This window comes from Nonomuraea helvata, assembly GCF_039535785.1.
In the GTDB taxonomy this organism is placed as follows: Bacteria; Actinomycetota; Actinomycetes; order Streptosporangiales; family Streptosporangiaceae; genus Nonomuraea; species Nonomuraea helvata.
Map to the genome: position 1 here is coordinate 2,392,861 of NZ_BAAAXV010000001.1, position 14,179 is coordinate 2,407,039.

Genomic DNA, 14,179 nt, shown 5'->3' on the forward strand with positions numbered 1-14,179 from the left:
CGATGCCGACGATGCATCCTCTTACTAGGGGGAATCATGCCCGATATCGCGATGCTCTCGGACGCGCCGGTGGATTGGCGCGGGGACCTTCTCCAGTTCCGGCGGTACGTCGACCCGCTCGTTTCGGTCATTACCAATCCGCGCACCCAGACGCCGTTCACGATCGGCGTTTTCGGCGCGTGGGGAAGCGGTAAATCGACCCTGCTGCACATGGTCGACCAGCGGCTCCTCGACCGGCACGGCGCGGAGTTCGTACGCGTGCATTTCAACCCCTGGGTGCACCGCCGCGAGCCCGAGATGCTCCTCCCCCTCCTGAACGCCCTGCACACGGCGCTGGACCAGGACCCCGCGCACCGCTTCGCCGACAGCGTCAAGCGGCTCGGCGTCATCATGCTGAACCTCGCCGCCGACGAGCTGCTGAAGCGGATCAACGTGGGCTCGGCGAGCGTGGAGAAGATCGGCAAGCTCGCGCAGCAGTACGCCGAGATCCGCGGCCAGGTCGACAGCCAGACCGGCCGTCTGCGCGGGCTCCTGCAGGAGGAGGCCGACCGCCTGGCCGGAAAGGGCAGGAAAATCATCTTCTTCGTTGACGACCTCGACAGGTGCGAGCCCGACCAGATCATCGACGTGCTGGAGTCGATCAAGCTCTTCCTCGACCTCAAGAACGTCTTCGTGATGATCGCGCTCTCCAAGGACGTGGTCGACCGCGGGGTGTCGGTGAAGTACAAGCCGTTCGGCTTCCCCGATCACGCCGTCATCGCCGACGACTACCTCGACAAGATGATCCAGCTCCCGCTGCACCTCTACCCGATCGGCTCCGCGGAGGTGGGCGGCTTCATCCGCGGCTCGCTCCTGGGCGACCTGGCGGGTAAGCACGTCGCGACGCTGGAGAGGATCGTCGCGCCGAATCCGAGAAAGATCAAACGCGTGCTCAACCTGCTGCGGGTGACGGAGGCCATCATCGAGGGCACGCCGCGCCTCGCCGGGTTACAGCCCGACCTGGTCGTGCGCCTGGTGGTGCTGCGCGTGCAGAGCCCCGAGCTGTTCATGGACGTGGTGCGGCAGCCGGCGCTGCTGGTGGCTCTGGAGCTGGTCCACCAGGACAAGCTGGCCACCGACGCGCTCCAGGGCTTCCAGCTGCGCTTCGGCGCGCGGGCCGAGGAGATCCAGGCCTTGACGAAGGCGTACCACGGCAGGCACGACTTCCTCGCGCCGCTGTTCACCGGCTCGGCGTTCGAGCCGGCCGCCGCCGAGCTGCCCGACTACCTGACCATGATCGGTGGATGAGATGCACCCCGCCGACGCCCGCTACGAGCTCTACGGCCTGGAGGAGAACCCCTACGCCGTCAGGCCTCTGGACGCCGTCGCCTGCGACTCCGACCGCGAGCTGCTGCTCGAGCTGGCCGGCATCCGCCTGCGGGCGATCGAGGAGGCCGTCCGGCGGGCGGTCGCCAGGAGGCGGCCCGCTTTCTTCCTGATCACCGGTGTGGGCAAGAGCGGCCGGACCTCGCTGGCCAACCACGTGATGCGCCTCTACAGGGACGCCTGCGACAGGCCGGACTACACGTTCGTGACCCATGAGGCCGAGCCGGAGGACATGACGCACGACGCGTACGCGCAGATGTGCTCCACGCTGCTCGACCTGCGCAACAAGATGAACGAGTGCGCGATCAGGATCCCCGACGAGCTGCGCGCCCGCTTCACCGAGCTGAGCCGCCGCAGCAGCACGGACCCGATGAACGAGTACGACCTGCAGGAGATCGCCGGGTTCGCCGGCGCCACCTTCGCCGCCGCGAACGTCGGCTTCGGCATCCGGTACGAGAGCGTGCCGACCAAGAAGCTGATCTGGCTGGCCACCAAGGTGTTCGAGAGCACGAGCACGGTCGTCGTCTTCATCGTGGACGCCTACGACCACGCCAACACCGCCCAGCTGACCATGGCCGACCGGGAGCGGTTCGCCACGCGGGGGCAGATCGTGGACCTGGGCACCCTGACGCCGGAGCAGATCGCCGAGCTGGCCCGCCGCCGGTGGAACGGCAGGCCGCCCCCGCCCTTCCACGACGAGGGGCTCAGGGACGCCCTGAGCGGTCGCACGTACACCGTGGGCCAGGCCATGCGGCGGCTGGAGCTGCTGCTCGAGTTCCGCCTCAGAGAGTACGAGAAGGACGACCCGTGGCCGACGGCCGACCTGCACATGCCCGAGAACTGGCTGCGGCTGAGGATCTGGCAGGGCGACAGATGGAACGGGCTTGGAGGCATCCATGGCTGACTACCCGCGGCGCAACCCCTTCCCGGCCCGGGGCACCTCCAGCGCGGAGGAGACCTCCCTGCCCGGCTTCCTGAGCGACTGGTCGCGCCAGACCCCCACCGCGATCCTCCCTGGCGTGCGCGGCGCCGTGCGGGTGGCAAGGGCGTACCTCGAGGGCTTCCCTCGCGACGGCGCGCTCAGCTGCGTGTACGGCGCCCACGGCACCGGCAAGACACACGCCGCCCGCCACATGATGGCGTTCGTCCACAGTGAGAACCCCGAGGCGATCCAGGTCTACCTGCGCTTCCAGGAGGACGACTTCGTCGCCGCCTACCGCCGCCTGGTCTCCCAGCTGCCGCAGACGCTGCTCGCCGACCTGAGCCTGAGCTACCTGGGCACGATCGAGGACGACCTGGCCGCCAGAGCGGCTGTCCCCGCCGCGGGCGAGCCGATGGAGCTGCTCGGCGCCGACCAGGTCGAGACCGGGGAGGTGCTGGAGGAACAGGCCAAGGAGATCGCCGCCGTGGCCGGCGACGCGCCGAGGTTCCAGCGGGCGCTGTCGTACCTGATCAGGCCCGGCTACTCCGAGGCCGCCTACGACTGGCTGTGCGGCAGGCCGATCAGCGCCGAGGCCGCGGCCGCGATCGGGGTCGGCGGCCGGATCGACGACCCCGTGACCTGCCGCTACGGCCTGCAGCTGCTGACCACGCTGGTGACCAGGGGCGGGCGGCCGTTCGTGGTGGTGCTCGACCAGTGCGAGAAGTTCCTGCTGGAGGACGGCGAGCCGGTGCCCGCCAACGCCGGTCTCCTTCAGGGCCTGGTCGAGGTGATCCCGCGGGCCCGCGGGCTGCTGCTGCTCGTGACCAGCGAGAGCGGATGGGACGCCATGCCGCAGGACCTGCGCCAGCGGCTCGGCGCCGGAGCCTGTCACCTGCTGCCGCTCACGCCGGACGAGGCGCGGCAGGTGCTGGCGGCGTACATCGGCGCCGCTTCCAAGGGCTCCTCCGACGGCATCCGGCCGTTCACCGAGAAGGGCCTGCTGGAGCTGCTGCGCCACAGCAGCGGCAACATCCGCCTGCTGCTGCAGTTCGCCTGGTCGAGCTTCGAGGACGCGGCGCCGCGATCGTCGCCGATCGACGCCGGAGTGGTCGCTCGTGCCGCGGCCCGCCACAGCCGCTCCCCCAGCCTCGCCCGTCTGGCGATGCTCGTCGAGAACGAGCTGCACGCGGGCGGGCTCAGCGCGGAACGGGTCGAGGAGAACGGCCGGATCATGTCGTTCCGGCTGCCCGACCGGGGCGAGCCACGAGTGGTGATCAAGCTGTCCGAGGCGGTGTTCTTCGACGACGAGGCGCTGAACGCGACCGAGCTCGTCGGCTCCACCGCCCGCTCGACCTTCACGGCGCTGCTGGTCACGGGGTACGTCAGCCCGCTGGTGCTGGACGTGCTGCGTGGCGCGCTGCACGCGGTGCTGGTGGCCGACGGCTCCGCCGGCTTCGCCCGCGAGCTGCACGGGCTCGTCGAGCGGATCGCCTCCATGCCCGCACGGAACGCCCGGTGGGGCGAGTTCGACCTGACCGCGCGAGCACGCCTTGAGGAGCTGTACGCCGACCGGCTCGGCGAGGCGGCGACGCTGCGCCACGAGCTCGCCAAGCTGGCCGAGCGGCTGGAGGACGACCAGCGCAGACCGCGTCCCGGCTGGCCCGCCCGGCGCGCGGACCTGGTGGAGCGCGTCTCCCAGGCCAGGGCCGAGCGCGCCGCGGCCGACTGGGAGGAGTTCCGCAGGAGCCGCACCGACGTCGTCAACCAGCGGGAGACGCTGCTCGGCTGGCTGGCCGTGGCCGTCGGCGCGACGGCGGTGCTGACCGTCATCGCCCTGGCGACCGCCTCGCTCCACACGATCCCGTTGAGCGCGGCGCTGGTGGCGGGAGCGCTCGGCGCGGCGGTCGGCGCCGTGCTCGCCCAGAGGAGACTGGCCGCGGTCAGGGTGGGCCATCCGAAGGCGGTCCTGCGGTCCGAGCGCGACCTCGACCGGCTCGCCCGCGAGACCGTGCCCGACGCCCGCTCCGTCGATCCGCTCAGGCGCTACGCCTACGCGCTCAAGGAGGACCCGGACGAGGCCTATCCCCAGCTGGCGGAGGCCCTGCTGCGGGAGTCGCTGCCCCTCGTCAGGCAGGCCATGGGGCACCGCCTGGCCGCTTCCACCCGCCTGGCCGCGGACTGCGTGCCCGAGGTGCTGCGCGGGCGGCGCGAGGGCGTGCCCGAGATCCTGCTGCTGCTGACGCGCAGGCAGCGGCGCGCCGAGTCGGGGCCGCCGCGCGCGCTCCGCGACCTGCCACCCGAGCTGCGCGTGCTCCTCGCGCTCGCCAACCCGGACGCGCTCGAACTGGCCGACGGCGCCCTCACGCAGCAACCCGCCGACCTGGCGCTGGAGGCGCTCGGCGTGCGCGGGCCGCAGCACCTGCTCGCGCTGGCCTTCCGCGGCGGCGTGCCTCAGACCGCGCCGATCGAGATCCCGCCGACCGCGCTCAGAGCCACCGCGCACCTGCTGTCCCCACTGGAACGCGACGGGCTCGGCACATACGACTGGCTCCCGGTGATCACGAAAATAGATGATCTATACCTATTTTTCGAGGAATTGCTCTATTACCAAGAGGAAATTCGCTCTAGCAGCCATAAATCTTGACTAGCCCTCGAAGTCGTGAGACATAGGGACCGGGGCCAGCGCCGTTCCCGCTCGATCGAGCCCAGGATGGGGCGCACGACGCATAAGGGGTAGCCGTTGTTAGGAAGCCCTGATTCGCAGCCGCTGCTCACCGGGGGATTCCCCGAATTACTCGACGTCGAGGCGCTGCTGGCGGGCGGCTGGAAACCGCTGGCGTTCCAGCAGTTCATTCTGAAGATCCACAGCCGCTGCGATCTCGCCTGCCGCCACTGCTACGTGTACGAGATGGCGGACCAGGGCTGGCGCGACCAGCCCCGCCGAATGTCCGACGCCATCGCCGACCGGGCCATCGAGCGGATCGCGGAGCACGCCACCCGGCACGACCTGCCGGAGATCGACGTCGTCCTGCACGGCGGCGAGCCGCTGCTCGCGGGTCCCGGCCTCATCTCCCGGCTCGTACGCGGCATCCGGGGCGCGGTCAAGACCGGCACCCGGGTCAACGTGAACATCCAGACCAACGCGGTCCGGCTCGACGAGGAGTACCTGCGGCTGTTCGAGTCGCTGGAGATCCGCGTCGGGGTGAGCATGGACGGCTACGCGGAGGGGCACGACCGGCACCGGCGCTTCGCCAACGGGCGCGGCAGCCACGCCCTGGTCAGCGAGTCGCTGCGGCGGCTGACCGCGGGGCCGTACCATCACCTGTTCAGCGGGATCCTGTGCACGGTGGACGTGCGTAACGATCCGCTGCGCACGTACGAGGCGCTGCTGGAGCACGACCCGCCCGCGGTCGATTTCCTGCTCCCGCATGGCAACTGGGCGACGCCCCCGCCCTTCCGCGTGCCGGGCTCCCCCGAGACGCCGTACGCCGACTGGCTGATCACGGTCTTCGACCGCTGGTACGACAGCCCGGTCCTGCAGACCGAGATCCGGCTGTTCCGCGAGATCATGCGCCTGCTGATGGGCGGCCACTCCCGGGCGGAGTCCGTCGGGCTGTCGCCGATACGCATGATCGTGATCGAGACCAACGGCAGCATCGAGCAGTCGGACATCCTGAAGAGCGCCTACCACGGCGCGCCCGAGACCCGGCTGCACATCCTGCGGGACCCGCTGGACGCGGCGCTGCGGCATCCGTCGATCGTCGCACGGCAGATCGGCGAGCTGGCGCTCTCCCCCGACTGCCGCCGCTGCGAACTCGTGTCCACCTGCGGCGGCGGCCTCTACGCCCACCGCTACAGCCCGGATGCCGGCTTCTCCGAGCGCTCGGTCTACTGTCCCGACCTGTACCGGCTGATCTCGTACATCGGCGCGCGGTGCGAGCGCGACCTCGCCCGGCTGCGGGGAGCGGGATGAGCCCGTCTCCGCACCTGATCTCCCGTAGGTCGTTCTCCGGGCTGGCCACCGGCGAGGGCGGCGCGAAGGCGGTGGAGGAGCTCTGCGCCGCGCAGGAGAGCAAGCACCGGCTGCTGGTGGCGCTGCTCGTGGACGAGGCCGGAGCGCACCGGCACGCAGCCCTCGTGGCCCGCGCCTCCGAGGCGCTGGATGAGATGGAGGCGGACGCCCCCGAGGAGGTCGGCCGCCTGCTGCGCCACCCCGCGGTGGGCGCGTGGGCGCTGAGCGCGTGCCGGGGCCGCGCGGACCCCGGGCGGCTGGCGGCGGTCGCCCTGGCCGCGGCCGTGCTCACGCGTACCGCCTGCCGCCTGGACGTGCCGGTCGGTGGCCGCATCATGCTGCCCTCCGTGGGCCTGCTGAGCCTGCCCGGCGGGCTGCCGGAGGTGGCCGAGGTGTCGGTCGAGCCCGTGGACGGCGGGGCCGAGCTGCGGGTCGGCGGCCGTACGTACCGGGTGGACGTGGCGGGCGACCGGCCGGGCTGGCAGGTGCTCCATCGGGTCCCCGTCGCGCCCGGCGTGACGATGACCATCGACGACCTCGACCCGTACCGCTGGCCTGGGGACGACGCCGACGGCCGCCTGAGCGGCGAACGGCGGCGCACGTGGGTCGCCCGCCTGCGCGAGGCGTGGGAGATCCTGGGCGCGCGCCACCGGACGGTGGCGAGTGAGGTGGCCGCCGCGGTCTCGGTGCTCACGCCCGTGGTCGCCCGGACGACCGACCAGTACAGCGCCTCGGCGCGGGTCACGTTCGGCACGATCGCGCTGTCCGACCCGATCGACGGCCTGGGCATGGCGCTGACCCTCGCCCACGAGCTCCAGCACGCCAAGCTGGACGCGCTCAGCGCGGTGGTGGAGCTGACCCTGCCCGACGACGGGCGCCGCTTCTACGCGCCCTGGCGCCCGGACCCGCGCCCGCTCTTCAGCCTGCTGCACGGCGTGTACGCGCACGCGGGCGTGGCCGGGTTCTGGCGGCGGCACACTCAGGACGCCGAGCACGGCACGCGGGCCCAGGTCGAGTTCGCCCACTGGCGCGAGGCGGCGTACCAGGCGAGCCGGACGCTCCTCGACAGCGACGGGCTGACCGAGGCCGGCACCCACTTCGTGGCCACGCTCCGCGACACGCTGGGGCGCTGGCGGGCCGAGCCGGTGACACCTGCCGCCGCCGCCCAGGCCCGCCTGCGGTCCGAGCACCACAGGGAGGCCTGGGTCAGGACGAACACCCAGGTCTAGATGCAATGCCGCTTAGTTAAGGGCTTGGGCTGAGAGTCAAGGGTCTGTGATGAGGATGTCGATGCTGATGGTGGCCTTGTAGCTGGTCCGATCGACGGTGCCCTTGGCGTTGTACTTGGAGATCGCACGTTTGACGACGCGGGGTCGGGTGCGGACCCGCCGGGCGGGCATGAGGTCGGCCAGGATGTGGCTGCCGATGGTGCCGACCAGGTCGATGACGGTGTCGGCGATGATGCCCGCGGCTTGGATAACCAGGTCGCGGGCGGTGTGCAGGGCGATGGTGAAGCTGGCCCGGTCGGGGTCGATCCCGTGCTGGGTGCTGGTGGCGTCGGCCATCGCCAGGCGCAGGAGCTGGTAGGTGAGCAGCAGGGCGTACATCTCCTGGTCGAGGCCGTCGGGGGTGCGGGCGCGCAGCACGCGTCCGCCGAGGATGGTGGATTTCACCTCCAGATAGGCCGTCTCGATCTCCCACCGCTCGTGGTAGAGCGCGATCAGCTCGGCGGCGGGATGGGTGCGGTGCTCGGTCAGGGTGGTGACCAGCCGGTACAGGCCGGTACAGGCCGGTGCGGCGGCCGGTGGCCGTGGCGATGGCGATCTCGCAGTCGATGACGCGGACCGCGACCGGGCCGAGCATCGACAGGTAAGAGCCGTCGGCCAGGCGGCGCAGCACCGGCAGCCGGCGGCCGTTCTTGACCCGGACCAGCGTCTGGGCACCGGTCGCCGCGATCGCACTCACCAGCGCCTGGGCGGCAAAGTTCCGGTCCAGCAGCACGATCATGCCCGCGTGCAGGCTGCGTACCAGTCGCGGCGCGTATGTCGTCTCCCCATCGGTGGTCGTGCCGAACACCGCGTCCAGCAGGGTGCGGGTGCCGCAGGAAATCAGCACCAGCAGCCGGATCTGCGGATACCCCGAGCTGCCGTGGTTGCAGCGCTGCCGGGACAAGACCCTCAGATTCGCCGCGGTGTCGGGCACCGCGATCGTGGTGCCGTCGATCGCGCAGACCCGCCATCCCCGCCACCACACGCCCGGGGTGGCGATCCCCGCGGCCGGGCCGCGCAGCAGCTCCCACAGCCACCGCACCGGCTCGACCCCCACCCGTCGGCGGGCCTGCACCAGCGCACTGGCCGTCGGAACGGCGACCTTCAGCCCGGTCAGCCCGGCCGTCAGTCTCTGCCATACCTGCCGCCAGCCCAGCTCCGGAAACAAGCACCCGGCCAGCAGTAGGTACACCACCACTCGCGAGGGTAGATCTCGCACGCGCGTCTGCGTCCTGCCCGTCTGCGCCAGCGCCTCATCGACCATCTCGAACGGGATGAGCCGGGTCAGCTCACCCAGATGACCGGGCGCGAACGCTCCTGCGGCAACCACCACATCACGACGCATGACAGACTGGACATCCAACGGAGCTCCTGCCGAACAGTGATCTTGGTCGACACCGTTCTAGCAGGCGCTCCGTTGCTGTCTCCGCTGGCTTGACCGACTCGTCACAACGCTAACTAAGCGGCATTGGGTCTAGATGGGCGGCGGATCGAAGTCGCTGTGGAGCCGCTCGCCGGCGAGCACCGACAGGGTCTCGGGGTGGTCGCGCCCGAGGACCGTGTCCAGCCGCCGCGTCGTGTCCGCCAGCAACCGCTCGGCCTCCCTCTCGCTGCCCGTGGCCCGCAGGTCGAAGCTCAGGTTGGCGGCGCACACGAGGCTGAGGTAGTGGTCGGGGCCGAAGGCCGCCTGGATGCGCCGGTGGTTCTCCTCGCCCAGGCTGCGGGCCTCGTCGTGCCGGCCGAGCGCGGCCAGGTCGTTCTGCAGGTTGATGGCGCAGCTCACGGTGTAGTCGTGGTCGGCGCCGAGCCGCTCGGTGAGGCCGGCCAGGGCCCGTTCGCTGATCTGGCGTGCCTTGACGGGGTCGCCGTTCAGGCGCGTGAGCAGCGCCAGGTTGATGCTGCACGCGTGGGTGAACGGGTGGTCAGGGCCGAACACGTTGGGATAGTGGTCGAGCCCGCGCTTCGCCAGCTGCAGCGCCTCCGCGACGTCGCCGTCGGCGCGCAGGGCGTTGGACAGGCCGAGGGCCGCGGCCATCGTGTCGGCGTGCACGTCCCCGTACAGCCGCTCCAGACGGGTGTGGGTGTCCCTCAGGAGCTCCAGGGCCTCGGGGAGCCGCCCGCTCCGGCGCAGGGAGATCGCGTAGTCCTTGGCCGCCAGCAGGGCGATGGGGTGGTCGTCGCCGAGCTGCGCCACGCCGTACTGGTACGCCTCCTCGGCCATGTCGGTGGCGATCTGGACCTGGCCGCCGAGCCGCACGGCTCGGCTCAGGTTGGTCCAGGTGGAGAGCAGGACGCGGCGCCCGACGCCTTCCGCGCTGCTCCGCTGCAGGTAGACGTCCTGGAGCAGCCTCCCGGCCGCGTCGTAGTCGCTCGTCAGCGCGTAGTCGATCGCCAGGTTGTTACGGGCTTGCAGGGTTTCGCCGGACTGAGGGCCGGTCACCCGCTCGTACGCCTCGAGCAGCTCCTGGTCGCTCTGCCGTGCCTGGAAGAACTCACCGCGGCCGCGGAGCGCTCCCGCGTTGCCGTTCTTCGCCCAGAGCGCCTCCAGGCGCTCCGGGCCGATCGTCTCGATCATCCCCTTCAAGGACTCCGACATGAGCTCATAGGCCCTGGTGTAGAAGGTCAGGCCCAGGTAGACGATGCCGAGGTGGACGCGGGCGACCAGCACGTCGACATGCTGGGCGCCACTGGCCTCGGTCCACTTCGCGATGTACTGGTTCAGCAGCGCCTCCGCCTGCCGGTAGCTGCCTCGCACGTACAGGTAGCGCACCAAGTCGAGGGCGAACGTGCGCACGGACGGCACCGTGCAGTCGATGACGCCGGAAGGCTCGAGGTGGGCGGCCAGCTCCTCGAACCGGGGCCACCTGGCCGTGTCGTCGGGGTCGCTCGGCGCGGTGCCCGCCAGCAGCATGTGCACCTCGTGGCGCAGCTCCTCGCGGTCCTCTGGGCTGGTCTCGTCGCGAAGCAGCGCCTGGTTGAGCCGGTGGACCTGGAGGGTACGGGTGGACGGCTCCACCTTGACCAGGGCGAGGCGCTCGAGATTGCTCAGCGCGTTGGTGAGCATGATCGGGTCGGACAGGATCTTCCCCAGGCGCGGGCCCACCGCCCGGTTGCCCCGCCGGAACACGTCGCGCGGGATGGGCTCGGGGCCGAAGAACGCGCAGCAGCGCAGCAGCTCGACCGCCTGCGGCACGCGGTCCTCCAGCTGCGAGACCGACACCTGCCACGCCGCCGTCATGGACTGCGGATAGGTCGGCGACTTCTCCAGGCTGAGCACGGCGCCCGTCCGCTTCTTCACCAGGCCGACGTACTCGTCGACCGACATCAGCGTGCGCAGCAACAGGGCGGCGGCCTGCTCGAGCGCGAGCGGAAGGTCGCCGAGCACCTCCGCCACCAGGTTGGCCTCCGACTCGGTCATCGCACTGCCCAGGCGCTTGAGCAGGAACGCCATGCTCTCCTCGCGCTTGAACACGTCGACCGCGACCGTGTCCTCGTAGTCGCTCCAGCGCGAGTTGCGTGAGGTGATGATGACGTGGCCCGGCCCCCGGGGGATGTAGTCCTTGACCAGGTCGGGTTCCTCGGCGTTGTCGAAGATCACCAGCCAGCTGCGGTAGGGCACCCCGCTCTGCAACGCGCGCAGCACCGACTGCGCCGCCTGCTCCACTCCGGTGCTGGTGGCGGGCGGCAGGCCGAGCGCCGTGGCCATCGCGGCCAGCGACGACGGGACGAGCATGGGCTGGTCGGCCGAGACCCACCAGACCAGGTCGTAATGGGTGCGGTACTGCCAGGCGTACTCGACGGCCAGCTGGGTCTTACCCACGCCGCCGAGGCCCTGCAGCGCCATGGGCTGCGCCACCACGGCGGTCACGGGGCTGATGCTCTTCCTCAGGGAGAGCAGCAGGTCCGCGCGACCGGTGAAGTTCGGATTGCGCTTCGGGACCCGTTCCCAGACCTGTGGCGCGCGCGCCGCCATGGAGTGCGAGTTTTCCGACACGTCGATCCTCCGCTCCGCGCCCCGAACAGGTTCTTATATCTCTATGGCCCTATCGTAAAGGTTGATTAGTCGGCCGGTTTATCACAGAATTAATACACATAAAAAATCTTGCTCGGCCCGGTCGGGCAAGATCTGTGCGCACGCTCATAAGCGCCCACATGTCACCCGATATCCGGGTGACCGAAAAGGACGGAGTGCACATGCGTGACGGGCAGTATGGTTCGGGCAAGCTGATCGACGTGACAGCCGTGTCCCTGCGCAAGCTCCACGAGATGGACAGCGCCGCGCTCCGGGATGTGCTGACCGCGTGCCTGACCGACGACAAGGAGCAAATGGCGCGTTTCCAGAGCTCCATCTAAGACATACTCCGCATATCCCACCAGCGGACCTGAAACCGGGCGACCGGCGAACAATTCATCTCCGCGGTGGGTGTGCCGGCCGCGCCGGACGTGCAAGGATTATCGATCTCCTTGACCGTCACGCAGGAAAAGTGCGATGAAACGCGGCTGCGGAGGGAATCGCCATGACGACTTCCGGCATGGGTACGCAGGCGGCGCCGGGACCGTACCGGGGCTCGCGCGCATTTCGCGCCGAGGACCGCCACCGATTCTTCGGGCGCGGCGCCGAATCCCACGAAGTACGCAAGCTGTGGCGGGAGCAGCGGCTGACCGTCCTGTACGGCGCCTCGGGGATCGGGAAGACCTCGCTCCTCCAGGCGGGTGTCATGCCGCTGTTCAGCCCCGGCGCGTCCGACATCCTTCCGCTCGGCCGGGTGACCTACGGGTCGTCTTTCCCGCAGGCCGCGCTGCCTGACCACAATCCGTACGTTCTCGCGCTGCTGATGTCGTGGACTCCGCCGGCGCCGCCCACCGGCCTGGTGGGCATGACGATTGCGGCGTTCCTCCGCTCCCGGCCGGTCAAGCGTGACGCCTTCGGTGAGCCGACGCCGATCCTGATGGCCATCGACCAGGTCGAGGAGCTGTTCACCGGCGGGCAGGGGCAGCAGCCGTACCGGCGCTGGTTCTTCGGCCAGCTCGCCGAGGCGCTCCGCGACAACCCCCGCCTCCGCCTGCTGCTGTCGATCCGCGCGGACCGGCTCCCCGACCTCATGAAGTACGAGCGCGAGCTCGCCAAGATCCTCAAGGACGACCGCGAAGTCGCCGACGCCCCGGAGGACGAACGCGAGCCCGGCGACCCGGGTCCGGAGCGCTACGCCCTGGAGGCGCTGGGCTTCGACGGCGCGCTGGAAGCGGTCACCAGGCCGGTGGAGGGCACGGGGCGCGCGTTCGCCGAGGGCGCGGCCGAGCAGGTGGCGCGGGACCTCATCGCGATCAGGGCGCGAGCGGGTAGCCGGCAGCGGGACCAGGCGGTGGAGCCGGCCCACCTGCAGGTGGTCTGCGAGTCGCTGTGGCGTTCCCTGCCTCCGGAGACCACCGAGATCAGGCGGAGCGACGTGCTCAGGTACGCCGACCAGGCGCTGTCCGAGCACTACGCCAGAGAGCTCAGGGAAATCGCCGTCGAACGCTGCAACGGCGACGTCCGCCTGCTCACCACCTGGCTGCGGCTGGCCTTCCCCGGCCGGGCCGGTGGCGGGCCGCAGGCCGTCCGGCAGAGCGCGATCAGGTCGGCGGGGGTCGGCCAGAGCGTGGTCGCCCTGCTGGTGAAGCGCCGTCTCCTCCGGGCCGACGAGCAGCTGGGCGAGAGCTCGTACGAGCTGGCGTACGACCGGCTGCTCCAGCCGGTCGAACAGGACGAGCAGAGTGTGGAGGCCATCCCCGTCGAGCTGCGCTCCGAGGACTGCCTCCGCGAGGCGGAAGGCGCGCTGCGCGAAGGCGATCTCTTCCTGGCCGCCCGGCTCGGCGAGGAGGCGCTGGCCCGGGCGCAGGAGCACGACCTCACACTGCGCGCGCAGATCGAGTCGCTGCTCGGCAACGTCGCCCATCAGCGCAAAGAACTGGACACGGCCATCGCCCACTACGCCACGGCCGCCAGGAGCTTCGAGACCGCCGGCGCGGCGGCCGCCGTCGGCCCGCTGCTCACGGCCATCGGAAGGCTGCGGCTGGCACAGGGCTCACCCGCGGCGGCCGTACGCGAGCTGCACGCCGCGATGATCCGTGTGCCGGCGGACCTGACGATCCAGACGGAGCTGGCCTGGGCGCTGTGGCAAGGCGGGCATCCTGACGCGGCCGTGGACGTGCTCAACGGCGTGCTCGACAGGCAGGGCAACAACATCGACGCCCTGCTCGGCCGCGGCCAGATCCTGGCCGGTATGGGTCGGCCGCAGGCCGCGCTCCGCGATCTCGAGCGGGTGGGGCCGCTGCGCCGGCCGTTCGCCAAGGTCGCGCACGCGCTCGCGCTCGCGCTCGCGCAGAGCGAGCGTGTGCAGGAGGCCCAGCAGGAGATGGTGGAGGCGCTGGCCGAAGCCGTGGATCACGGGCCGGTGCTGCTGTACGCGGCGCGCGTGGAGGAGCTGGCGGGCAAGACCTCCTCGGCCGCGGTGCTGGCCCAGCAGGCCATCGCGGCCTCGGCCCCCGCGATACCCGAGCACATGACCAGGGACGCCCGGCGGCTGGCCGGCGTCGGGTGAGGGCCGCGCGGCTTCGGATGAAGGCACGGCC

General features: G+C 70.7%; 8 protein-coding genes and 2 pseudogenes. 7 read left to right on the forward strand and 3 right to left on the reverse strand.

From position 1 onward, the window contains the following. Positions 1-36: 36 nt before the first annotated feature. The 5 genes from ABD830_RS11015 to ABD830_RS11035 all read left to right on the forward strand — a co-directional run bounded on the left by ABD830_RS11015 (position 37) and on the right by ABD830_RS11035 (position 7,528). Positions 37-1,287, forward strand: a complete 1,251-nt coding sequence (locus ABD830_RS11015; RefSeq protein WP_344986508.1) for a KAP family P-loop NTPase fold protein — start codon at positions 37-39, stop codon at positions 1,285-1,287. Then, positions 1,280-2,269 (forward strand): hypothetical protein, encoded by a 990-nt coding sequence (locus ABD830_RS11020; RefSeq protein WP_344986509.1) that lies wholly within the window; start codon positions 1,280-1,282, stop codon positions 2,267-2,269. Before ABD830_RS11015 ends, ABD830_RS11020 begins: the two co-directional genes overlap by 8 nt. Continuing rightward, entirely contained in the window at positions 2,262-4,931 is a 2,670-nt protein-coding gene (locus tag ABD830_RS11025) for a hypothetical protein (protein ID WP_344986511.1), read from the forward strand. Before ABD830_RS11020 ends, ABD830_RS11025 begins: the two co-directional genes overlap by 8 nt. A gap of 96 nt (positions 4,932-5,027) precedes the next feature. Next, positions 5,028-6,260 carry an FxsB family cyclophane-forming radical SAM/SPASM peptide maturase gene (locus tag ABD830_RS11030; protein ID WP_344986513.1) on the forward strand — a complete coding sequence of 411 codons (1,233 nt, stop codon included), beginning with the start codon at positions 5,028-5,030 and terminating at the stop codon, positions 6,258-6,260. Then, complete coding sequence (locus ABD830_RS11035; RefSeq protein ID WP_344986515.1) at positions 6,257-7,528, forward strand: HEXXH motif domain-containing protein; 1,272 nt, start codon at positions 6,257-6,259, stop codon at positions 7,526-7,528. Before ABD830_RS11030 ends, ABD830_RS11035 begins: the two co-directional genes overlap by 4 nt. Before the next feature lie 36 nt (positions 7,529-7,564). On the opposite strand, the pseudogene ABD830_RS11040 reads toward ABD830_RS11035, so the two are convergent. The 3 genes and pseudogenes from ABD830_RS11040 to fxsT form a co-directional block, all read right to left on the reverse strand. Then, a pseudogene (locus ABD830_RS11040) lies at positions 7,565-8,113 on the reverse strand (transposase); the annotation flags it as partial. Beyond that, positions 8,067-8,912 (reverse strand): annotated as a pseudogene (locus ABD830_RS54160) (IS4 family transposase); the annotation flags it as partial. The pseudogenes ABD830_RS11040 and ABD830_RS54160, both read right to left, overlap by 47 nt. A gap of 129 nt (positions 8,913-9,041) precedes the next feature. After that, positions 9,042-11,561: an FxSxx-COOH system tetratricopeptide repeat protein gene (gene fxsT / locus ABD830_RS11050; RefSeq protein ID WP_344986519.1), complete on the reverse strand. Its 2,520-nt coding sequence runs from the start codon at positions 11,559-11,561 to the stop codon at positions 9,042-9,044. A 158-nt stretch (positions 11,562-11,719) separates the two neighbouring features. Between fxsT and ABD830_RS11055 the strand changes: the two genes are divergently transcribed. Then, positions 11,720-11,920 (forward strand): hypothetical protein, encoded by a 201-nt coding sequence (locus ABD830_RS11055; RefSeq protein WP_344986522.1) that lies wholly within the window; start codon positions 11,720-11,722, stop codon positions 11,918-11,920. Between the two features lie 164 nt (positions 11,921-12,084). Continuing rightward, positions 12,085-14,148: an nSTAND1 domain-containing NTPase gene (locus ABD830_RS11060; RefSeq protein ID WP_344986524.1), complete on the forward strand. Its 2,064-nt coding sequence runs from the start codon at positions 12,085-12,087 to the stop codon at positions 14,146-14,148. Positions 14,149-14,179: the final 31 nt, after the last annotated feature.

Excerpts from the sequence above, each read along its gene's own strand:
- ABD830_RS11015 (WP_344986508.1), top strand. The coding sequence starts at position 37 with ATGCCCGATATCGCGATGCTCTCGGACGCGCCGGTGGATTGGCGCGGG.
- ABD830_RS11060 (WP_344986524.1), top strand. The coding sequence starts at position 12,085 with ATGACGACTTCCGGCATGGGTACGCAGGCGGCGCCGGGACCGTACCGG.
- ABD830_RS11055 (WP_344986522.1), top strand. The coding sequence starts at position 11,720 with ATGTCACCCGATATCCGGGTGACCGAAAAGGACGGAGTGCACATGCGT.
- ABD830_RS11025 (WP_344986511.1), top strand. The coding sequence starts at position 2,262 with ATGGCTGACTACCCGCGGCGCAACCCCTTCCCGGCCCGGGGCACCTCC.
- ABD830_RS11035 (WP_344986515.1), top strand. The coding sequence starts at position 6,257 with ATGAGCCCGTCTCCGCACCTGATCTCCCGTAGGTCGTTCTCCGGGCTG.